Origin of the sequence: Ensifer soli (genome assembly GCF_041928815.1) — a bacterium.
In the GTDB taxonomy this organism is placed as follows: domain Bacteria; phylum Pseudomonadota; class Alphaproteobacteria; order Rhizobiales; family Rhizobiaceae; genus JBHFEI01.
Genome location: NZ_JBHFEI010000013.1, coordinates 66,229 through 87,190 on the forward strand (window position 1 = coordinate 66,229; position 20,962 = coordinate 87,190).

Below are 20,962 nucleotides of genomic sequence, written 5' to 3' on the forward strand. Positions count from 1 at the left end.
TGATCGGCGGCGCGCCGGCACCCGACATTGTGGTGAAACAATCCCCGGCGACGGTGACGGCAGGGCGCCCCGCCTGCCGAAGGAGAGGACAAGGAATGCCGATCGGACTGCCGGGGCTTGGCCGCTCCTCGACGCTCCTGCTGATCGCGGCCCTGCCGCTCGTCGTCTTCGTCGTCGGCCTCGCCGTCTTCCAGTTCGACCGCCAGCGCGCCGCCATGCTCGCCGACCTCACCGCGCAGTCGGCCGAGCAGCACTACGCCGTCTCGACCATGCTGGCCGGGGCCGATCGCGAGCTGACGCGCATGCGCGTGATCATGGAGGAGGCGATCGCCGATCCGCCGGCCGAGTTGCGGGCGACGGTGGCGGCGCGCCTCTTCCCGGTAACGGCGCGGCGCGGCGACGCGACGATCGCGGGGCTGCAGTCGGCGGGCGCCGAGGCGGTCGAAACGGCCGGCAACCTCCTCGCCCTTCCCGACATCGCGCAGGCCGGCCCGTCCACGCTCGCCACCGCCGCCGCGACGCTCAAGCTGCTCGATGCGCTGGCGCTCGAACGCAGGCTCGGCTCGCAGTCCCACTGGAGCTATTTCTTCTCCGCCGACGGCGCCTTCATCGGCATCCTACCCGGCGCGCCGCTCAAGGCCTTCGTCGATGCGCTCGCCCCCGACCGCAAGGTCGCGACCATGGGCGATCTCATCGCCTACTGGCTGTCCTATGCCGTGTTCCGCTCCGGCACGCCGGAGGAGAACCCGTCGCGCGGCGCCTACTGGACCCCGGTCTACGAGGATGCCGGCGGCGGCGGGCCGATGGTCAGCTATGCCGCCCCGGTCGATGCCGGCGGTCGCTTCGCCGGCATCGTCGCCACCGACATCCTGCTCGCCCGTTTCCAGGACGTGCTCGACCATATGAGCCAGCCGCTCGGCATGATGGCGATCCTCGACGGCCAGGGCGAGATCCTCGCGGTCGACGGCGTCGCGTTCGACGGCGACCGGGAGCGGATGCGCGCCCGTCTCGCCGGCGCCGACAAGGCCGGCCTTGCCGCGGCCGGCGGCAGTTTCGCCGCGCTCGGCGACGACTGGGTGCTGGCGCAGCCGCTGCCCCATTCGCCGTTCCGGCTCGTCTATCTCGTGCCGGGACCCGACCTGACCGCCCATCTGCTCCCGGCTTTCGCCGGCTACGGCGCGGTGCTCGTCGGGCTCGTGGCAACGCTCGGCGCGATCCTCGCGCTGCTGCATATCCATTTCATCGGGCCGAGCGGCCGGCTCGCCGCCTATGTCGCCGCCAGGGCGCAGGGCGGCGCGGCGGAGCCCCCGCCGATGCCGCGGGCCTGGCAGGCGCCGGTCGAGGCGATCGGCGGCGCCTTCGAGATGAGCCGCGTCTATCGCGAGAGGCTGGAGGAGAGCGAGGCGCGCTTCCTCGCCGCCATGTCGAGCCTGACGGACGGCTTCGCCATCCTGTCGCCGGAAGGCACGCTGATCTATGCCAATGCCGCCTTCGAAACCCTCGTCGGCGACGGCATGGTCGAGGCCTTTGCCGCGACGCCGGACGGCGGCGGCTTCGAGCATCGCGGCCGCTTCCTCGCCGTGCGCCGCAATGCCATGGCCGGCGGCGGCGCCGTCGTGCTCGTCAGCGACGTCACCGAGGCGCGCCGCGCCGAACTGGACCTGCGCAAGAGCGAGGAACGCTACCGCAACGTCGTCAACACCCAGACCGAACTCGTCGCCCGCTATACGCCAGACGGCGTGCCGAACTTCGTCAACGACGCCTATTGCCGCTACATGAACATGACGAAGGAGCAGCTGCTCGCCGGCCGGATGAGCGATTTCGACTATATCGTCGACGAGGACCGCCCGCGCCACGACGCCCATATCGCCTCGCTTTCGCCGTCGCAGCCGACGAAGACCATCACCTTCCGCAGCCGCCTGCCGGACGGCACGCTGCACTGGGAGGAATGGACCGACACCGGCATCTTCGACGCCTCCGGGCGGCTCGTCGAGATGCAGTCGGTCGGGCGCGAGATCACCGAGACGATGCGCGCCGAGGAGGCCCTGCGCGCGGCGGAGGCGCTGATGGGCGCCTTCATGCAGCATGCGCCGGTCGCGATCCTTTCGAAGGACCGCGAGGGACGCTTCACCATGGTCAATCCGGAGGCGGCGCGCCGGCTCGGGCGGCCGGTGGCCGATATCCTCGGCCGCAACACCTCCGACGTCATCCCCGCCTCCGAGGCGGAGGTGATGGACCGCTCCAACCGGGTGGTCGTGGCCACCGGGGAGGTCCAGGTGGAGGAACAGTACCATCCCTCGCTCGATCCGTTCCTGCACAGCCTGTTCATCCGCTTCCCGCTGCGCGCGCCCGGCGGCGAGATCACCGGCGTCGGCATCTTCGTCGTCGACCAGACCGGCGCCAAGGCGGCAGAGGTCGAGCTCGACCGCCAGCGCGAGGCGCTGCACCAGAACGAGAAGCTCGCCGCGCTCGGCTCGCTGCTTGCCGGCGTCGCCCACGAGCTCAACAACCCGCTGTCGATCGTCGTCGGCTATGCCGGCATGCTGCACGACATGGCGAAGGACGAGCCGACGCGGCGCCGGACCAACGAGATCCGCGTCGCCGCCGAGCGCTGCGCCCGCATCGTGCGCACCTTCCTCGCCATGGCGCGCTCCAAGCCGGTCGAGAAGCAGCGGGTCGATATCGACCGGGTGCTGGACGAGGCGGTCGAGCTCGCGGCCTACGGACTGCGCAGCAACGGCGTCGTCGTCGAGCGGCGCTTGGGCGGCGCGCCGCTGCCGCCGGTCTTCGCCGATGCCGACCAGCTGCACCAGGTGTTCATGAACGTCGTGCTCAACGCCCAGCAGGCGATGATGGACGTCGCCGGCCCGCGCCGTCTGACGCTCTCGACGCGGCGCGAGGGCGCGGACATCGTCGTCGACATCGAGGACACCGGGCCGGGGATCGACGAGACCGTGCGCCAGCGCGCCTTCGAGCCCTTCTTCACCACCAAGCCGCAGGGCGTCGGCACCGGCATCGGCCTCTCGGTCAGCCTCGGCATCGTCAAGGCCCACGAGGGCAGCATGCAGCTCGAGTGCAGGCGGGGCGGCGGCACGCGCTGCCGGGTGACGATCCCGGTCGCGGCCGAGGACAGCCTGGCGGAAACGGTGGGGCCGCCGGACCTGCGCGGCCTTTCCGGCCGCCTGCTGGTCGTCGACGACGAGCAGGCGATCACGCGGCTGCTCGCCGAGACGTTCCGCGCCGACGGGCTCGACGTCGTCGTCGCGAATGGCGGCCGCGAGGCCTGCCGGCTGATCGAGGCGGAACAATTCGACGCCGTCATCACCGACCTGCGCATGCCGGACGTCGCCGGCGCGGCGGTCGCCGCCTTCGCCATCAAGACGCAGCCCGCACTTTGCGGCCGCGTGATCGTGATGACCGGCGACGCGCTTGGCGCCGGCCGGACGCTCGACGGCCACCAGCTCGTCGAGAAGCCGATCGACATCGGCGTGCTGCGGCAGATGCTCCGCCGGATCCTGCCGGCGGCCACCACGGATCTCCGGCGGGGGCCGGTCAAGGAGGCAGGATGATGAAAGCGGTGGAAATCGCCGTCGTCGACGACGAGCCGGCGCTGCGCAACATGATCGCGGACTATCTCGACCTCAACGGCTTCGCCGTGGCGACCGCCGAGAACGGGGCGGCGCTCGACCGGCTGCTCGCCGCGCGCCGGCCGGAAATCATCCTGCTCGATGTCAACATGCCGGGCGAGGACGGGCTTTCGATCGTCAAGCGGCTGCGCGACGGGGCCCTGCGGGCCGGCATCCTGATGCTGACCGCCAATGCCGACGAGGCGAGCAAGGTGCGCGGCCTCGTCAACGGCGCCGACGACTACATCACCAAGCCGTTCGACCTGCGCGAGCTCCTGGCGCGGGTGCGCAGCGTGCTCCGGCGCATGCCGCCGCCGCCGGACGTGCCGGCATCGGCGGCGCGGCCGAATTTCGGTCCCTTCCGGCTGGATGCGGACGGGCGCAGGCTCTTCGATCCCGGCGGCATCGAGATCGAGATCAGCACGATGGAATACGAGGTGCTCGACACGTTCCTGCGTCATCCGCGCATCGTTCTCTCGCGCGAACGGCTCGCGGAACTCGCCCACGGCAAGCCGCTCGGCCCCGGCGACCGCAGCATCGACATCCGCATCGCGCGGCTGCGCAAGAAGCTCGATGTCGGCGACGGTGCCGGCGTGCTGCGCACCGTGCGCGGCGAGGGCTACGTCTTCGAGCCGTGAGCGGGGCGGCGGCATCGACCGCCGCCCGCCCCGGAACGGGTCAGGCGGCCGGCTGCTTGGTCTTGCGCAGGTAGGGCAGCACCGTCTCGTAGGCGCCGAAACGCTTCACCGCGTCCTCGTTGGAGACGGCGGCGGTGATGATGACGTCGTCGCCCTGCTTCCAGTTGGCCGGCGTCGCCACCTGGTGCTTGGCAGTGAGCTGGATCGAGTCGATCGCGCGCAGGATCTCGTCGAAATTGCGGCCCGTCGTCATCGGATAGGTGAGGATCAGCTTGATCTTCTTGTCCGGGCCGATGACGAAGACCGAGCGGACGGTGGCGTTGTCGGCGGGCGTGCGGCCTTCTGAGCTCTCGCCGGCGCCGGCCGGCAGCATGTCGTAGAGCTTCGCCACTTTCAGGTTCTTGTCGCCGATCAGCGGGTAGCCGAGATCGAAGCCGGTCGCGACCTTGATGTCCTGCTTCCACTTGTCGTGGTTCTCGACCGGGTCGACGGAGATGCCGATGATCTTGACGCCGCGCCGGGCGAACTCGTCCTGCAGGCCGGCCATGGTGCCGAGCTCGGTGGTGCAGACCGGCGTGAAGTTCTTCGGATGGGAGAAGAGCACCGCCCAGCCGTCGCCGATCCACTCGTGGAAGCCGATCGGGCCGACCGAGGTGTCGGCGGTGAAATCCGGGGCGATGTCGTTGATGCGCAGGCTCATGGTCCACCGTGTCCTTCTGTTGTGCCGCATGGTCCGGTGCCGGGGCGACGTCGCCCCGGCCGGACATGCTCTGGAATGTCTCACGCCCACGGACGGGGCGTCGGCCGGGGCGCATTCCAATACGCGGCCGCACCCGGCGTCAACGCAGGATTTTTTCCCGAAACGCGTCCGGCGGGAATGAATTTGCCGGACGCGGTGCAGGCGGGCGGCCTCAGCTGATCGCGCGCTTCAGCGGCCGCACGTGGCGGACGAGGACGAGGTCGAGGAGGAGCACGCCGACGAGGACCGCCCCGGTCAGCGGGAAGAGCAGCGACACCGCGACCATGACGATGGCGCCGGTCTTCCAGAGCGCCATCTTTTCCGGCAGGGCCGGGGCGACCAGCCGCGCGGCGCCGGCGGGGCGGCGCTTCCACCACATGACGATGCCGCTCGCCGAGAGGAAGACGACGGAGAGACAGAAGACCGTGTTCAGCGCGACGTTCCAGGCGCCGATGTCGCCTTCGTGCAGGGCGATGCCGACGGCCATCGCCTTGCCGGCGACGCCGTAATCGGCGAAGCCGACATCCGCCAGCACCTTGCCGCTGTAGCGGTCGACATGCAGCGTGCGGTCGGAGAAGGGATTGGCGCTGTCATTGCTCATCGTGTCGCGCGCGATCGTCCAGACACCCTCGTCGCCGGAGGGATAGGAGAGCTGGAAGCGGCCGTCGAAGCCGGAGGCGCGGGCAAGGGCGACGACGCCGTCGACATCGACCGGCTGGCCGTCCGCGATCCCCGGAGTGCCGGCGTCGGAGCCGGAGGCCGGCATCGGCGTCTGCTCCAGCGTCCACGGCACGGTCTTGACGCCGCCATGGTTCATGCTGGCATGGGTCGCGTCGGAGAGCGGCACGTTGTCCCACTTCTCGGCCGGAAAGGTGCTCCAGGCCTGGGTCATCCGCTCACCCCAGATGCCCGCCCAGGTCAGGCCGGACAGCAGGAAGGCGAGCAGCAGCACGGAGACGTAGATGCCGACCGTCTGGTGCAGCGACTTCCAGAGGTTGCGCCCCTTCAGCGACAGTTGCGGTGCGAAGGCCGCCGCCCCGCGGCGCGCCTCGCGCGGCCACCAGAGATAGAGCCCGGTGACGATCAGCACCACGCCGAAGCCGGCTGCGATCTCGATCAGGCGGTCGCCGACGACGCCGATCATCAGCGTGCCGTGGATCGTGTTGGCGAGATCGTAGAGCGCGTCGCGCCGCGGCCAGCTGCCGAGCACCGTTCCCCTGTAGGGATCGACGGCGACCATCAGCGACCGGTCCCCGGCATTCACCCGGAAGAGGGCCGCCTGCTCGGGCGTGCGCGGCACGATATACTGGACGAGGCTGCCGTCCGGCACGGCGGAGAGCGCGGCCTCGGCCTGGCGCGACACGGCCAGCGTTTCGGCGGCGGGCGTGACGGAATGGTATTTCTCGCCGTCGCGGCCGACGAGCACCGAGGACCAGAGCATGACGAGGCCGGTGACGGCGAGCATGATCAGGAAGGGCGCCACGTAGAGCCCGGCATAGAAATGCCAGCGCCAGGCGGTGATGTAGAAGGCGCGCGCCGACGGGGCGCCGGCCCTTGCAGCGGTTTGATCGGTGGTGATGGTCATGGTTGTCCCCCTGTCTGACCGGAAAGCATGGATGGGTTGCCCGCGGCCGAGCCGCCGGCGGCGCGCCGCTCGAGGGCGGCGCGATCGCGGATGGTGACGATCTCCGGCCGGTCGAAGGCGATCAGCCCCTCGCGGCGGAAGGCGTTGAGGCAGCGGCTCACCGTCTCGACGGTGAGGCCGAGCCAGTCGGCAAGGTCGGCACGCTTCGGATAGAGCGTGAAGCGGGTGTGCGCGGCCCCGCGCCCGCGCCGGGCGAACTGGCCTGAAAGGTCGAGGAGTGCCGCGGCGATCCGCTCCTGCGCGGTCCTGCGGCCGAGACGCACGACATGCGCCTGCGCCCGTGCGAGCCGGAGGCGCAGCGCCCCGGCGAGCGCCTCCGGCTCGCGCTCCGGGTCGACGGGTTCGAGCCGCGTGAAGGTCAGCGCCAGGGCGCCGGCCGGCTGCGTGTCGAGCAATGCCGCGCCCAGCATCCGGCCGGGGCCGAGGATGTCGAGGATCTGGCGCCGGCCGTCGCTCAGGGTCTGGTGGAGGCAGACGCAGCCGGAGAGGATCCGCACCGTCGCGGCGGCGTGCAGGCCCTCGAGGAAAAGCGCCGTTCCCGGCAGCAGCAGGCGAAGCGCGGCTCCGCCGGCGGGCGCGCCGGAAAAGGGGGCTTGGTCGATCGGAAGCACCGGCGCGGCGGCGACCGGAGGAGTGGGGTTGAGCATGACGGATTCCGCCCTCGCGCCTGCCGGCCCTTTCGGGCGGGCGCCGGCGCATATTTCGGGAAACCGCTGCCTCCGCCTCGGCGCGCCCGGAAAGCACCGGGCGAACGCTCTCAGCAGATGTCGGAAACGGTCACGCGCGTCGGCTCAGGCAAAGAGACGGGAATGCGCGCGCCGGCAGCGGCGGCTCAGGAAAGAGCCGAGGCCGGCGGGGCGCGCGGGGCGGCGTTGGGCGGGAAAAGCTGGCGGTGGAAGGCCTCGGCGCGGCGCGGCAGGACCGGCTCCGCCTGTCCGCGGATGACGACGACACCGAGATCGGAGGCCTGCGGAACCAGGATCGCGCCGACGAGCCGGCAGGCCTCGCAGGCGCCGCCGGCCGGGCCGTGCTTGGCGCCGTCCTCGTCATGGGCGGGGAGGCAGAGCTCCGGCAGGCTGCCGTCCGGCAGGCTGTAGGCGAGGATATCGGCGGAAGAGAACGCGACAGCAGCGGCGGCGGTCGGGGTCTTATGCGCGAGGCCAACGCACAGAAGGGCGATGGCGCAGAGCATGCGCACGATCGTCCCCATCCGTGATGTCGTCCTCGCCATCCGAAAACCTCTCGTCGCACCGAGTGTTAGCGCCCCGGTGGCCGGGATGCAATGCGACATCTTCGATCGCCGTGTCGGCGCCGCGTCAGATCGCCACCTGCTCCCCGAGTTCCACCACCCGGTTCGGCGGCAGCTTGAAATAGGCGGAAGGATCGATGCCGATGCCGGCGAGCGCGATGTAGATCTTCTCCTGCCAGCGCGGCAGGCCGATCTTCGGCGTGCCGATCAGGTTGCGCCGGCCGAGATAGAAGGAGGTCTGCATGATCTCGAACTTGAAGCCGGCCTTGCGGCAGAGCGTCAGCGCCTTGGTCACGTTCGGCTCGTCCATGTAGCCGAAGGTCATGTCGATGCGGATGAAGCGTTTCGACAGGCGGGTGATCTCCACCCGCTCGCGCACCGGCACATAGGGCTTGTCCTGCGTCCAGATGGTGAGGATGACGTTCTGCTCGTGCAGGACGTGGTTGTGCTTGATGTTGTGCAGGAGCACGGCCGGCGTGCGGTCGGGCACGCTGGTGAGGAACACCGCCGTGCCCGGGACGGAGACCGGCGCGTGCTTCGAATCGCGCTCTATCGCGGCGATGAACGTGTCGAGCGGGATGTCGTTCCTCGCCGTCTTGTCCTTCAGGTAGCGCGAGCCGCGCGTCCAGGTCCACATCATGGTCATGATGGTGATGGCGAGCGCGACCGGCACCCAGCCGCCGTCATGCACCTTGACGAGATTGGCGACGAGGAAGATCGTCTCGATGACGAGGAGCGGCAGCAGCACGGCGGCGGCCGTGATCGCCCGCCATTTCCAGACAGAGCGCAGGAACTGGAACGCCATCACCGTGGTCACCACCATGGCGCCGGTGACGGAGATGCCGTAGGCGGTGGCGAGCGATTCGGAATCGCCGAACGAGAAGATCAGCACGATGACGCCGACGAAGAGCAGCACGTTGACCGCCGGGACGTAGATCTGCCCGGTGTTGGTCTCCGAGGTGAACTTGACGAGGAGGCGCGGCAGGAAGCCGAGATGCACCGCCTGGCGGGCGAGCGAGAAGGCGCCGGTGATCACCGCCTGGCTGGCGATGATGGTGGCGAGCGTCGCCAGGATGACGACGGGCAGCAGCGCCCATTCCGGATACATCAGGTAGAAGGGGTTCTCGATCGCCGCCGGATTGGCGAGCACGAAGGCGCCCTGGCCGAGATAGTTCAGCGCCAGCGCCGGATAGACCAGGACGAACCAGGCCGTCTGGATCGGCTTGCGGCCGAAATGGCCGAGATCGGCATAGAGCGCCTCGGCACCGGTGACCGTCAGGAAGACGGCGCCGAGCACGATCAGGCCGGCAAAGCCGGCATGGGTGATGAACCACAGCGCGTTGTAGGGGTTCAGCGCCTCCAGGATCGACCAGTCGTCGCCGATATGGATCAGCCCGCCCCAGGCCATGGCGAGGAACCAGACGACGGTGATCGGCCCGAAATAGTTGGAGACCGCCGCCGTGCCCTTCGACTGCACCAGGAACAGGGCGACCATGATCACCGCCGCCATCGGCAGGATGTAGGGGTCGAAGGCGGGCGTGACGAGCTTCAGCCCCTCGAGCGCCGACATGACCGAGAGCGCCGGCGTGATCATCGCGTCGCCGATGAAGAGCGCCGCCCCCATGATGCCGGCGAAGAACAGCACCGGCATGAAGCTGCCGGTCTTCTTCATCAGGAGCGCAAGAAGCGACAGCGTGCCGCCCTCGCCGTCATTGTCGGCCCTGAGCAGGAACAGCACGTATTTGAAGGTGACGATGATGGTGAGCGTCCAGATCATCAGCGAGATGAGGCCGACGACCTCGTGATGGTGCACGCCGTCATGGGAAAACGGCCGGAGCGCCTCCCGGAAGGCGTAGAGCGGGCTGGTGCCGATGTCGCCGTAGACGACCCCGACGGAGCCGACCAGAAGAACGAGGAAACGCCGCTTTTCGGACGCGCGGTCCGAGCTGTCGTGCGACGAAGGGGTCATGATCTCTCCGGGGACACCGTCTACGATACTGCGCTGATGTAGGCGAGTCTGGCGCGGTTGGAAAGATGCGCGCGATGCCTCTGCGACAGAGGGGCGGTCTCGCACCGCGGATCGATGCCGGACGTGCGGGCTCGTCGCGGCCGCACGCCGCGAGGCTGCGACCGATCGGCCGATGGACCGCCGCGGGAAAATCGCCGATGATGGCGCGCCTGACCTCCTCCGGTGTGCCGATGTCTCCGTTCGCCTTTCTCGCGACCGCCCTGTTGATCCTCTCGACGCCCGGCCCCACCAATACGCTTCTTGCGGCGAACGGGGCAGGGCGGGGCTGGCGCGCCTCGCTGACGCTGCCGCTCGCGGAGGCCCTCGGCTATATCCTGGCCGTCGGCGGCTATGTCCTCCTTGCGGAAACACTGCGGGGCGTCGCTTTCGCTCTGCCGGCGCTGAAGCTCGCCGCCGCCGTCTGGCTGCTGGTCTCGGCCTTCCGGCTCTGGAGGACGCCGGCCGAGGCGACGCCCGGCCGCGCCGCCTTCCGCCATGTCCTCGTCACCACGCTCCTCAATCCGAAAGCGATGATCGTCGGCACGGCCGTGATCCCGGCCGAAAGCGCCCTCGGGCCGGCGCCGTGGGTGCTTGCCTTTGCCGCGCTCTCGACGATTGCGGGCTTCGCCTGGGTGCTGTTCGGCGCGCATCTGCCCGGCGGCTGGCGCCGCCATGCCTACCGCGCGGCGGCGCTGGTGCTCGGCGCCTTCTCGCTCGTCGCGCTGCGCAGCGCCATCGGATAGGGCCTTTTCCGGCTGCTCGGGAAAATTTCGGTCGCAAACGGGTTTGCTTTTGCCGCCGTCTGGCCTATCCACACGGGCCTGTCCTTCCGGCCGCCGTCGGCCATCCCGCGCTGAACAAGGATTTCCCCCTCGTGTCTCCTACCGCCTCCGCCTTCGGAAAACCCTATTCCGCCTTCCTGTTCGACATGGACGGGACCCTGATCAATTCGATCGCGGCCGCCGAGCGCGTCTGGGGCGACTGGGCCGAACGCCACGGTCTCGACGTCGCCACCTTCCTGCCGACCATGCACGGCAAGCGCGGCATCGACACGATCCGCCAGCTCGGCCTGCCGGGCGTCGATCCGGCGGTCGAGGCGGCGAAAATCACGCAGGCCGAGATCGACGACGTCTCCGGCGTCGTGCCGATCCCCGGCGCGATCGATTTCGTCCGTGCGCTGCCGGAAGACCGCTGGGCGATCGTCACCTCCTCGCCGCTGCCGCTGGCGAAGGCGCGCCTCGCCGCCGCCGGCTTCCCGCTGCCGAGGATCTTCGTCACGGCGGAGGACGTGTCGCGCGGCAAGCCGAGCCCGGAATGCTACCGGCTCGGCGCCGAGCGCGTCGGCTTTCCGCCGTCGCAATGCCTGGTGTTCGAGGATGTGCCGGCCGGGATCATTGCCGGCGAATCCGCCGGCGCCGACATCATGGTGATCACCGCGACCCATCACCATCCGATCGAGACGACGCACACGCGCATCCCCGGCTATGTCGGCATCACCGTCGAGACCGGCGCGGACGGGCGGCTGACGCTCAACCGGTGATCACGCCGCTTTCGCGACGTGATACTCCTTGATGGCGACCATTCTGATCGCCGGATACCGTTCCGCCTCGTAACGCAGCGAGAACGCATCCTGCGCCAGGAAAACCGGGTCGCCATCGAGGTCGCGGGCGATATCGCCGCGCCTGACGGTGACGAATTTCTCCAGATCCTCTGGTTTTTCCGAGGAAATCCAGCGGCAGACGGAAAAGCGCGACATCTCGAAGGAGACCGGCAGGCCGTATTCGGCCGACAGCCGCTCCTTCAGCACGTCGAGCTGCAACGCGCCGACGACGCCGACGATCGCCGGCGAGCCGTCTTCCGGTGAGAACAGCTGCACGACGCCCTCTTCGGCCATCTGCTGCAGCGCCTCCTTCAGCTTCTTCGCCTTCATCGCGTCCTCGAGCCGCACGCGGCGCAGGATTTCCGGCGAGAAGTTCGGCACGCCCTGGAACACCAGCGCCTCGCCCTCGGTCAGCGTGTCGCCGATCCGGAGCGTGCCGTGGTTCGGAATGCCGACGACGTCGCCGGCGTAAGCCGTGTCGGCGAGCTGGCGCTGCGAGGCGAAGAAGAACTGCGGGGCGGTGAGGCCGAGCTGCTTGCCCGTGCGCGACAGGCGCGCCTTCATGCCGCGCTCCAGCTTGCCGGAGCAGATGCGGGCAAAGGCGATGCGGTCGCGGTGGTTCGGGTCCATGTTCGCCTGGATCTTGAAGACGAAGGCCGTCATCCGCTCCTCACCGGCATGGACCTTGCGGGTGTCGGCCACCTGGTCGCGCGGCGGCGGGGCGAAGTCGCCGAGCGCATTGATCAGGTCGCGCACGCCGAAATTCCTGAGCGCCGAGCCGAAGAAGACCGGCGTCATATGGCCTTCGAGGAAGGCGTCGCGGTCGAAGGGCCGGCAGGCTTCCGCCGCGAGCTCCACTTCTGAAACAAAGGCCTCGCGCTCGTTTTCCGGCAGCCGGTCGGCGACCGCCTGCGGGCCGTTGACCCTGGTCGGCACGACCTCGGTGTCGGAGCCGCGCACCGTGTTGTCGGCGAGATGGTAGGAGCCGCAGAAGGTCTTCGACCGGCCGATCGGCCAGGTGACGGGCGCCGTGTCGAGCGCCAGCTTCTCCTCGACCTCGTCGAGGATCTCGAAGGGATCGCGGCTTTCCCGGTCCATCTTGTTGACGAAGGTGATGATCGGGATGTCGCGCATGCGGCAGACTTCGAAAAGCTTCAGCGTGCGCGGCTCGATGCCCTTGGCCGCGTCGATGACCATCACGGCCGCATCGACGGCGGTCAGCGTGCGGTAGGTGTCGTCGGCGAAATCCTCGTGGCCGGGCGTGTCGAGGATGTTGAAGACGTTGCCGTCATATTCGAAGGTCATCACCGAGGTGACGACCGAGATGCCGCGCTCGCGCTCGATCTTCATCCAGTCGGACCGCGTCTGGATGCGGTCCTTCTTCGCCTTGACCTCGCCGGCAAGCTGTATGGCGCCGCCGAAGAGCAGGAGCTTTTCGGTGAGCGTCGTCTTGCCCGCGTCCGGGTGGGCGATGATCGCGAAGGTGCGGCGGCGGGAGACCGCCTCGGCGAGCGTTTCAGCCATATTGTCATGAATCCTGTGCGTTGGCCGCGTCTTTACCGTTTCGGCGGCGAAGATGCAATTGACGCCGGACGGCGGCTCGGGCTTATGCGGCGGATGGCCGCCATCCACCCTCCGCGTCTGACCCTCGTCCGCCTTGCCCACGGCGCTGGCCTGCCGCTGCCGCGCTACGAGACGGAAGGGGCGGCGGGGATGGACCTTGCCGCAGCCCTGCCCGCCGGCGAACCGATGACCCTCGCGCCCGGAAACCGCACGCTGGTGCCGACCGGCTTCGTCTTCGAGGTGCCGGCAGGCTTCGAGATGCAGATCCGGCCGCGCTCCGGACTCGCCTTCAAGTACGGCATCACCTGCCTCAACACGCCCGGCACCATCGACAGCGACTATCGCGGCGAGGTCAAGGTGCTGCTGATCAATCACGGCGCGGTGGATTTCGTCATCGAGCGCGGCATGCGCATCGCGCAAGCGGTGATCGCGCCTGTGGCGCGGGCCGATATCGCCGAGGTGGCCGAGATCGGCGCCACGCCGCGCGGCACGGGCGGCTTCGGCTCGACCGGCGTCTGACCCGCCGTCCGTTTCCTTCGGCCTGCGGCCGCGAAAGCGCAACGGCTGCAAGGAGTGCGGCGCAACCGCCGGCCAGGGCGCTGCGCCGCCCGAACGGGCGTCAGCCGGCCCGCTTCGCCTCGATCGCGTCCCAGAGAAGCGCCGCGATGTCGGCACCGCCGAATTTCTTCACCTCGCGGATGCCGGTCGGCGACGTCACGTTGATCTCCGTCATCACGTCGCCGATCACGTCGATGCCGACGAGCAGGAAGCCGCGCGCCTTGAGAGACGGTCCGATGCGGGCGCAGATCTCGCGCTCGCGCGGTGTCAGCTCCGTCGGCTCGGGCTTGCCGCCGGCATGCATGTTGGAGCGGGCGTCGTGTTCGGCGGGAACGCGGTTGATCGCGCCGGCCGGCTCGCCGTCGACGAGGATGATGCGCTTGTCGCCCTTGCGCACCGCCGGCAGGTATTCCTGCGCGATGAAGGGCTCGCGGAACATCTGGCCGAACATCTCCAGAAGCGAGGACATGTTGCGATCGTCACGCGAGGAATGGAAGACGCCCGCGCCGCCATTGCCGTAGAGCGGTTTCAGAATGATGTCGCCCATTTCGCGGCGGAAGGCGGCGATCTCGGCCGGATCGCGCGAGATCAGCGTCCTCGGCATCAGGTCCGGGAATTCGGTGACGAAGATCTTCTCCGGAGAATTCCGCACCCAGGCAGGGTCGTTGACGACGAGCGTCTTCGGATGGATCCGCTCCAGGAGGTGCGTGGAGGTGATGTAGGCCATGTCGAAGGGCGGATCCTGGCGCAGCAGCACCACGTCCATGGTCGAAAGGTCGACCTTTTCGTCTTCGCCCAGCGTGTAGTGGTCGCCCTTGACGTCGCGCAGCGTCATCGGCTGGACGGTGGCCAAGACCCTGCCGTCGCGCAACGACAGCTGGTTCGGCGTGTAGTGAAAGAGGTGGTAGCCGCGCGCCTGCGCCTCGAGGCTCATAGCGAAGGTGGAATCGCCCGCGATGTTGATCCCCGAAACATGGTCCATCTGGACCGCCACCCGCCTGATCGTCGCCATCCGCCTGCCCTCTCGCGCTGTCGCCGCACCATTTAGGACCGGTGCGGGCGATGCACAAGCCGTTGCCCCTCAGAAGGCATCCGGCAGGTGGCGCGGCCAGCGCCACGGCACCACGGTGACGATGTCGCAGCGCAGCGACAGCCGGGCCGCGTCGCGCTGCCGCGCGAGCCAGAGATCGCCCGCCGCCCGGATGCGGCGCGCGGCGGTGCCGGTGACGGCAAAGAGCGCGTCGTCATGGCGCGCCCGCGCCTTGACCTCGACGAAAGCGACGAGGTCGCCGCGCCGGACGATCAGGTCGATCTCGCCGAGCGGCGTGCGATAACGCATCGCCAGGATGCGATACCCTTTGAGCACCAGCATCAGCGCCGCCCTGTATTCGGCCGAGCGGCCGCGCGTCAGCGCCCTGCGCCTCTGATCGGAAGATGGCGGTGGCTCAGGCGTCCGCATCGCCGGCCTTCAGTTCCAGCAGCCGCTGGTAGAGCATCTTGCGCGGCAGGCCGGTGCGCTCCGCCGCCTGCGTCGCGGCCTTGCCGGCCGGAAGGGTCGCCGCAAGCTCCGTCAGCATCGCGTCCACATCCGACGCCCCGGGCGGGGGCGCGGCTCCCGGCGGACCGACGACGAGGACGATCTCGCCGCGCACCGGCGCGTCGGTGCCGGCATAATGGGCGGCGAGTTCCTCGAGCGTGCCGCGGCGGAATTCCTCGTAGGCCTTGGTCAGCTCGCGGCACACGGCGGCGTCGCGCGCCCCCCCGAGCACGTCGCGCGCGGCGACGAGCGTGGCGGCGATCCGGTGCGGCGATTCGAAGAGGATCAGCGTCGCCGGCGCCGGAGCGAGCTCGGCCAGCCGGTCGCGCCGCGCCTTGTCCTTCGACGGCAGGAAGCCGGCAAAGAGGAAGGCCTCGTTGGCGAGGCCGGAGCCGACCAGGGCCGCAAGCGGCGCCGAGGCGCCCGGCACCGGCACGACGCGGTGCCCCGCATCGATCGCCAGCCGCGCCAGCCGGAAGCCCGGATCGGAGACGACCGGCGTGCCGGCATCGGAGACAAGGGCCACGGAGCGGCCGGCGTCCAGCGCCGCGATCAGGCGCGGGCCCGCCTCGTCGGCATTGTGCTCGTGATAGGCATAGGGGCGCCTGGCGATGCCGTAGCGGTCGAGGAGAACGCGGGTCACCCGCGTGTCCTCGCAGGCGAGCACGTCGGCGCCGGCGAGCGTTTCCAGCGCGCGCAGCGTGATGTCGCCGAGATTGCCGATCGGCGTCGCCACCAGGTAGAGCGCCGGCGCGAGCGGCCGGGCCGCAAGGCGCGCCTCGCCGATGCGGTAGCCCCTGGTTCCCGCCGCCGTCTCGTCTGCGTCATCCGTCGTCACGATGCCGATCTCCCCGTCATGCCGCTTTATCGGCGATCAAGGCCGGGCGGGCAAGGCGGGGTGGCGCCGGAGCCGAAAGCCCTTGCGTTTCGACGGTGGTTTCTGCCATTTTGCGCCTCCGGCGTCGTCCCCGCCGTCCGGGGAAACGTCATGTCAGAGCGCCGGGCATCGGTCTTGCCCGGCGAGGAATGAAAGCGGCACGCCCATCATGCGCATCACTCTCGAACGGTCCAACCTGCTCAAATCGCTGAACCATGTCCATCGCGTGGTCGAGCGGCGCAACACGATCCCGATCCTGTCGAACGTGCTCCTGCGCGGCGAGGGGTCGAACCTCGCGCTGAAGGCGACCGACCTCGATCTCGAGATCACGGAGGCGACCGCCGCCGATGTCGGCCAGGCGGGCGCCACCACCGTTCCGGCCCATCTCCTCTACGACATCGTGCGCAAACTCTCCGACGGCGCGGAAGTGGCGCTCTCCGTCGGCGCCGACGGCACGGCGATGACGGTCGCCTCGGGCCGGTCGAAATTTTCGCTGCAATGCCTGCCGCAGTCCGACTTTCCGGACCTGACCACCGGCACGTTCAGCCACAGCTTCAAGATCAAGGCCTCCGACCTGAAGATGCTGATCGACCGGACCCAGTTCGCGATCTCGACGGAGGAGACGCGCTACTATCTGAACGGCATCTTCTTCCACACGGTCGAGAGCAAGGGCGACCTGAAGCTTAGGGCGGTCGCGACCGACGGCCACCGGCTGGCCCGCGCCGACATCGAGGCGCCGTCCGGCTCCGAGGGCATGCCCGGCATCATCATCCCGCGCAAGACCGTCGGCGAGTTGCAGAAGCTGGTCGACCTGCCCGATGCGACGGTCACCGTCGAGGTCTCGGACGCGAAGATCCGCTTCACCATCGGCTCGATCGTCATCACGTCCAAGCTGATCGACGGCACCTTCCCGGACTACCAGCGCGTCATCCCGGCCAACAACGAGAAGGAGCTCAGGATCGACTGCCAGTCCTTCGCCCAGGCCGTCGACCGCGTCTCGACCATTTCCTCCGAGCGCGGCCGCGCGGTGAAGCTGTCGCTCTCCGAAGGCCAGCTCGTGCTTACCGTCAACAATCCGGACTCGGGCAGCGCCACCGAGGAACTGCCGGTCGGCTACGAGAACGACCCGCTGGAGATCGGCTTCAACGCCAAATACCTGCTCGACATCACCGCGCAGCTTGCCGGCACGGAAGCCGTGTTCATGCTCGCCGATCCCGGTTCGCCGACGCTGGTGCGCGACCTCGCCGGCGACGACGCCCTCTACGTGCTGATGCCGATGCGGGTCTGACCTCTTTCCACGCTTCTTTTTCCGACATTAGCCTTTCCGAAAACGACGCCCTTGTTTTTGCCGCAAGTCGCGCCAAAATGAGGCCGAGGTTCGCGGATGCGAAAGCGCGGGCCGACGACAGGGCAGGCCGCATCGCTGCGACCGCCGCGAACACGCGGGTGCGCAGGGGTTCCAGGACCCGGCATGCCCGCATCCTGGCCATGATGGCGGTGGAACGGTCGGAGCGACACGGGCATGAATTTTCGGTTGAAGGAACGGTTCGGCAAGAAGTTCGACGAGGAGATACGCTTCTTCAAGGGCTGGATGAGCAACACAAAGGCGGTCGGCTCGATCATCCCGACCTCGGCGGTGACCGCACGGCGGATGGCGAGCGTGGTCAACCCGCAGTCCGGCCTGCCGGTGCTCGAGCTCGGCCCCGGCACCGGCGTCATCACCAAGGCGATCCTGGAGAGGGGACTGCCGCCGGAGCGCCTCGTCTCTATCGAGTATTCGCATGACTTCTACGAGCATCTGCTGACGCGTTTCCCCGGCGTCGACCTGATCCAAGGCGATGCCTTTTCGCTCGACGAGACGCTCGGCCACCGGCGCGATTTCACCTTCGACTGCGTCATCTCCGGCATTCCGCTGCTGAACTTCCCGATGAAGCGGCGGGTCGCGCTGATCGAAAACCTCCTCTCGCGCATTCCGCCGGGCCGGCCGGTGATGCAGATCACCTATGGCGCGCTGTCGCCGATCGTCGCCATGCCGGCGCGCTACCAGATCTCCCGCTTCGACTTCGTCGTGCGCAACATCCCGCCCGCCCATCTGTGGGTCTATCGCAAGCAGCATTGACAGCGCGCGCCGCGTCCGCTTTGGAGCGGTCGGCGCCGCAGCCGGCGCCGTTTCGTTTCGCAACGCCGTAAGGACCAGGAATGACTGCGACCGCACGCGACAGGCTGATCGTCGGCCTCGACCTTCCGACCGTCGACGCCGCCGAGACCATCGTCTCCGCCCTCGGAGACACGGTCGGCGTCTACAAGATCGGCTACCAGCTCGCCTTCGCCGGCGGCCTGGAGCTTGCCCGCGACATGGCGGCCGACGGCAAGACGATCTTCCTCGACATGAAGCTGCTCGACATCGACAACACGGTGGCCAAGGGCGTCGAGAGCATCATGCGCATGGGCGTGTCGATGCTGACGCTGCACGCCTATCCGAAGGCGATGGCGGCCGCCGTCGAGGCCGCGCGCGGCTCCGGCCTCTGCCTCCTCGCCGTGACGGTGCTGACCTCGATGGACGAGACGGACCTCGCCGAGGCCGGCTACGAATACGACCCGCACACGCTGGTGCTGCGCCGCGCCGAACAGGCGCGCCATGCCGGCATGGGCGGCATCGTCTGCTCGGCGGAAGAAGCCGGCGCCGTGCGCGCGATCGTCGGGCCCGGCATGGCGGTCGTCACCCCCGGCATCCGTCCCGCCGGCGCCGAGAGGGGCGACCAGAAGCGGGTGATGACGCCCGCCGCGGCGCTTGCCGCCGGCGCGAGCCACCTCGTCGTCGCCCGCCCGATCGTCCAGGCGCCGGACCCCGCCGATGCCGCCCGCGCCATCCTCGCCGAAATGGCGACCGCCCTCTGACGCGCCCCAACCGGAGACCCGACCATGCCGAAAGCCTACTGGATCGCCCGCGTCGACGTCCGCGACGCGGAACGCTACAAGGATTACGTCGCGACCGCCAAGCCCGCCTTCGAGCGCCACGGCGCCGTCTTCCTCGCCCGCGGCGGGCCGTTCCACCGCCTCGAGGGCACGGTGCGCGGCCGCAACGTCGTCATCGAATTCCCCTCGATGCAACATGCGATCGACTGCTACAACAGCCCAGACTACCAGGCGGCCGCCGCGATCCGGCAGGAGGCGGCCGACGCGGAGATGGTCGTCGTCGAGGGCGTCTGAGGGAACGGGCGCCGCCGCACTGCACAAAGTGCGGTTTTGCCGCCTTCACCTCGCCTGCCGATTGGGCTATGAAGCGGGAAACGCCCTGAAAGCATCCCGAGGAGCCCGCGCGCCATGACCCTGTCGAACCTTCCCCCGCTCGTGACGGTCTTCGGCGGGTCGGGCTTTGTCGGCCGCCATGTCGTGCGCGCGCTGGCGCGGCGCGGCTACCGCATCCGCGTCGCGGTCCGCCGGCCCGATCTCGCCGGCCATCTGCAGCCGCTCGGCAATGTCGGCCAGATCTCCTTCGTCCAGGCGAACCTGCGCTACCGTTCGTCGGTCGACCGCGCCGTCGAGGGGTCGGACCACGTGATCAACTGCGTCGGCATCCTTTTCGACAGCGGCCGCAACACCTTCGACGCCGTCCAGGATTTTGGTGCGCGCGCAGTGGCGGAAGCGGCCCGCCGGGTCGGGGCGAAGCTAACCCACCTCTCCGCGATCGGCGCCGATGCCGCCTCCGCGTCCGCCTATGCCCGCAGCAAGGGCAAGGGCGAGGCGGCGATCCGCGCCACGCTGCCCGACGCGGTGATCCTGCGTCCGTCGATCGTCTTCGGCCCCGAGGACGGCTTCTTCAACAAGTTCGCCGCGATGAGCCGCCTCGCGCCGGCGCTTCCGCTCGTCGGCGGCGGCAACACCGCGTTCCAGCCCGTCTATGTCACCGACGTCGCCGAGATGGTGGCGGCCTCCGTCGACGGCCGCCTGACCCCCGGCGCCACCTTTGAACTCGGCGGCCCGCAGGTGCTGACCTTCCGCCAGTGTCTCGAGATCATGCTCGCGGCGATCGACCGGAAGCGCGCCCTGGTGCCGCTGCCCTTCGGCATCGCCTCGCTGATCGGCAGCATCGCCGAACTCGTCCCCTTCGTCACGCCGCCGCTGACCTCCGACCAGGTGATCCTGCTGAAGAGCGACAATGTCGTTTCGGCTGCGGCGGAAGCGGAGGGCCGCACGCTTGCCGCCGCCGGCATCCGACCCTCGGCGGTCGAGGCGATCCTGCCGTCCTACCTCGTGCGCTTCCGCCCGCAGGGCCAGTACACCCGGTCCGGCAAGGCGGCCTGACGCGCCTTTCCCGTTCTTGGGGCGGGAACCTTGCCGCGCGACGACCGTTTGCGCTTGCGAGGCCGTGCCGCCGTCTCCGGATGGGACCGTTGCAGTTCTGCCTCACCGGAAATGAGCAATGATCTTTACCCGCGATTCAGCATGGCTAGGATATTGCTTGCTCCGGCGCCAGCGCATAAACACCGCTCGCGCCACGGTCCGCAGCGGACGGAACGGCATTGGCGCCATCTCGATGTGACGAAAGGCAACGGACACTCATGGGCAAGTCGATCGCGGCATTTTTTGCGTGTGCGGCTCTGATCGTAATCGCGGGCTCGTTTGCAGCGCCGCATATTTCCGCGGGCACGCACGGCAATTGTGCCCCGGCCTATGGCGTCGATCCTTGCGAGACCGGGTCGATCCCGGCAGGCGCCGGCAAGTAAGGCGGCGGCCCGCGCGGCCACCTCGAGCACCCCTTCTTCTCAAGCCGCCGGCGGGTTGATCCCGCCGGCGGCTTTTCGTTTGCGTCGGGGGCCGCAGCCTTAGAGCATTTCCAGACGAAGCGTGATCGCTTCGGCGCCGGAGAATGCGACAAAAAGAACGACTTGGAGCATTGAAGGTGATCCCGTGATCACCGG

Annotated in this window: 19 protein-coding genes; 10 read left to right on the forward strand and 9 right to left on the reverse strand. The window is 69.0% G+C overall.

Translation table 11 applies throughout. From position 1 onward, the window contains the following. Nucleotides 1–95: 95 nt before the first annotated feature. Together ACEVQ6_RS18545 and ACEVQ6_RS18550 are read left to right on the forward strand one after the other, a co-directional pair. Entirely contained in the window at nucleotides 96–3,569 is a 3,474-nt protein-coding gene (locus ACEVQ6_RS18545) for a PAS domain S-box protein (protein ID WP_374890533.1), read from the forward strand. After that, entirely contained in the window at nucleotides 3,566–4,264 is a 699-nt protein-coding gene (locus tag ACEVQ6_RS18550; protein WP_374890534.1) for a response regulator, read from the forward strand. Before ACEVQ6_RS18545 ends, ACEVQ6_RS18550 begins: the two co-directional genes overlap by 4 nt. Nucleotides 4,265–4,304: 40 nt before the next feature. Here ACEVQ6_RS18550 and ACEVQ6_RS18555 read toward each other — a convergent pair whose 3' ends face one another. The 5 genes from ACEVQ6_RS18555 to ACEVQ6_RS18575 form a co-directional block, all read right to left on the reverse strand. Beyond that, entirely contained in the window at nucleotides 4,305–4,964 is a 660-nt protein-coding gene (locus tag ACEVQ6_RS18555) for a peroxiredoxin (protein WP_374890535.1), read from the reverse strand. A 211-nt stretch (nucleotides 4,965–5,175) separates the two neighbouring features. Then, nucleotides 5,176–6,588 (reverse strand): PepSY-associated TM helix domain-containing protein, encoded by a 1,413-nt coding sequence (locus ACEVQ6_RS18560; protein ID WP_374890536.1) that lies wholly within the window; start codon nucleotides 6,586–6,588, stop codon nucleotides 5,176–5,178. Next, nucleotides 6,585–7,295: a Crp/Fnr family transcriptional regulator gene (locus ACEVQ6_RS18565; protein ID WP_374890537.1), complete on the reverse strand. Its 711-nt coding sequence runs from the start codon at nucleotides 7,293–7,295 to the stop codon at nucleotides 6,585–6,587. The genes ACEVQ6_RS18560 and ACEVQ6_RS18565 overlap by 4 nt, the downstream gene beginning before the upstream one ends. A gap of 185 nt (nucleotides 7,296–7,480) precedes the next feature. Continuing rightward, a complete protein-coding gene (locus ACEVQ6_RS18570) occupies nucleotides 7,481–7,858 on the reverse strand; it encodes a hypothetical protein (RefSeq protein ID WP_374890538.1) in 378 nt (125 codons plus the stop codon). Nucleotides 7,859–7,964: 106 nt separating this feature from the next. Then, a complete protein-coding gene (locus ACEVQ6_RS18575) occupies nucleotides 7,965–9,866 on the reverse strand; it encodes a potassium transporter Kup (protein ID WP_374890539.1) in 1,902 nt (633 codons plus the stop codon). A gap of 197 nt (nucleotides 9,867–10,063) precedes the next feature. Here ACEVQ6_RS18575 and ACEVQ6_RS18580 point away from each other — a divergent pair, with 197 nt between their 5' ends. Further along, nucleotides 10,064–10,648 carry a threonine transporter gene (locus ACEVQ6_RS18580; RefSeq protein ID WP_374890540.1) on the forward strand — a complete coding sequence of 195 codons (585 nt, stop codon included), beginning with the start codon at nucleotides 10,064–10,066 and terminating at the stop codon, nucleotides 10,646–10,648. A gap of 185 nt (nucleotides 10,649–10,833) precedes the next feature. Further along, complete coding sequence (locus tag ACEVQ6_RS18585) at nucleotides 10,834–11,445, forward strand: HAD-IA family hydrolase (RefSeq protein WP_374890588.1); 612 nt, start codon at nucleotides 10,834–10,836, stop codon at nucleotides 11,443–11,445. Here ACEVQ6_RS18585 and ACEVQ6_RS18590 read toward each other — a convergent pair whose 3' ends face one another. Then, entirely contained in the window at nucleotides 11,446–13,029 is a 1,584-nt protein-coding gene (locus ACEVQ6_RS18590) for a peptide chain release factor 3 (protein ID WP_374890541.1), read from the reverse strand. Between the two features lie 84 nt (nucleotides 13,030–13,113). Between ACEVQ6_RS18590 and dut the strand changes: the two genes are divergently transcribed. Continuing rightward, the gene (gene dut / locus ACEVQ6_RS18595) at nucleotides 13,114–13,587 is read left to right on the forward strand and encodes a dUTP diphosphatase (RefSeq protein ID WP_374890542.1); all 474 of its coding nucleotides are present in this window, start codon (nucleotides 13,114–13,116) and stop codon (nucleotides 13,585–13,587) included. Between the two features lie 100 nt (nucleotides 13,588–13,687). On the opposite strand, the gene gshB is transcribed toward dut, so the two are convergent. The 3 genes from gshB to rsmI form a co-directional block, all read right to left on the reverse strand. Continuing rightward, on the reverse strand, nucleotides 13,688–14,638 hold the full coding sequence (gshB, locus tag ACEVQ6_RS18600; RefSeq protein WP_374890543.1) for a glutathione synthase: 951 nt from the start codon (nucleotides 14,636–14,638) through the stop codon (nucleotides 13,688–13,690). A 69-nt stretch (nucleotides 14,639–14,707) separates the two neighbouring features. Continuing rightward, nucleotides 14,708–15,085: a YraN family protein gene (locus ACEVQ6_RS18605; protein WP_374890544.1), complete on the reverse strand. Its 378-nt coding sequence runs from the start codon at nucleotides 15,083–15,085 to the stop codon at nucleotides 14,708–14,710. Further along, complete coding sequence (gene rsmI / locus ACEVQ6_RS18610; protein ID WP_374890589.1) at nucleotides 15,072–15,950, reverse strand: 16S rRNA (cytidine(1402)-2'-O)-methyltransferase; 879 nt, start codon at nucleotides 15,948–15,950, stop codon at nucleotides 15,072–15,074. The genes ACEVQ6_RS18605 and rsmI overlap by 14 nt, the downstream gene beginning before the upstream one ends. A gap of 259 nt (nucleotides 15,951–16,209) precedes the next feature. On the opposite strand from rsmI, the gene dnaN reads away from it, so the two are divergent. The 5 genes from dnaN to ACEVQ6_RS18635 all read left to right on the forward strand — a co-directional run bounded on the left by dnaN (nucleotide 16,210) and on the right by ACEVQ6_RS18635 (nucleotide 20,345). Beyond that, nucleotides 16,210–17,328 (forward strand): DNA polymerase III subunit beta, encoded by a 1,119-nt coding sequence (dnaN, locus tag ACEVQ6_RS18615; RefSeq protein ID WP_374890545.1) that lies wholly within the window; start codon nucleotides 16,210–16,212, stop codon nucleotides 17,326–17,328. Nucleotides 17,329–17,562: 234 nt separating this feature from the next. Further along, entirely contained in the window at nucleotides 17,563–18,159 is a 597-nt protein-coding gene (pmtA, locus tag ACEVQ6_RS18620) for a phospholipid N-methyltransferase PmtA (protein WP_374890546.1), read from the forward strand. Between the two features lie 80 nt (nucleotides 18,160–18,239). After that, nucleotides 18,240–18,938 (forward strand): orotidine-5'-phosphate decarboxylase, encoded by a 699-nt coding sequence (gene pyrF, locus ACEVQ6_RS18625; RefSeq protein WP_374890547.1) that lies wholly within the window; start codon nucleotides 18,240–18,242, stop codon nucleotides 18,936–18,938. 24 nt (nucleotides 18,939–18,962) lie between these two features. After that, nucleotides 18,963–19,250 carry a DUF1330 domain-containing protein gene (locus tag ACEVQ6_RS18630; protein WP_374890548.1) on the forward strand — a complete coding sequence of 96 codons (288 nt, stop codon included), beginning with the start codon at nucleotides 18,963–18,965 and terminating at the stop codon, nucleotides 19,248–19,250. 114 nt (nucleotides 19,251–19,364) lie between these two features. Continuing rightward, on the forward strand, nucleotides 19,365–20,345 hold the full coding sequence (locus ACEVQ6_RS18635; RefSeq protein ID WP_374890549.1) for a complex I NDUFA9 subunit family protein: 981 nt from the start codon (nucleotides 19,365–19,367) through the stop codon (nucleotides 20,343–20,345). Nucleotides 20,346–20,962 lie beyond the last annotated feature (617 nt).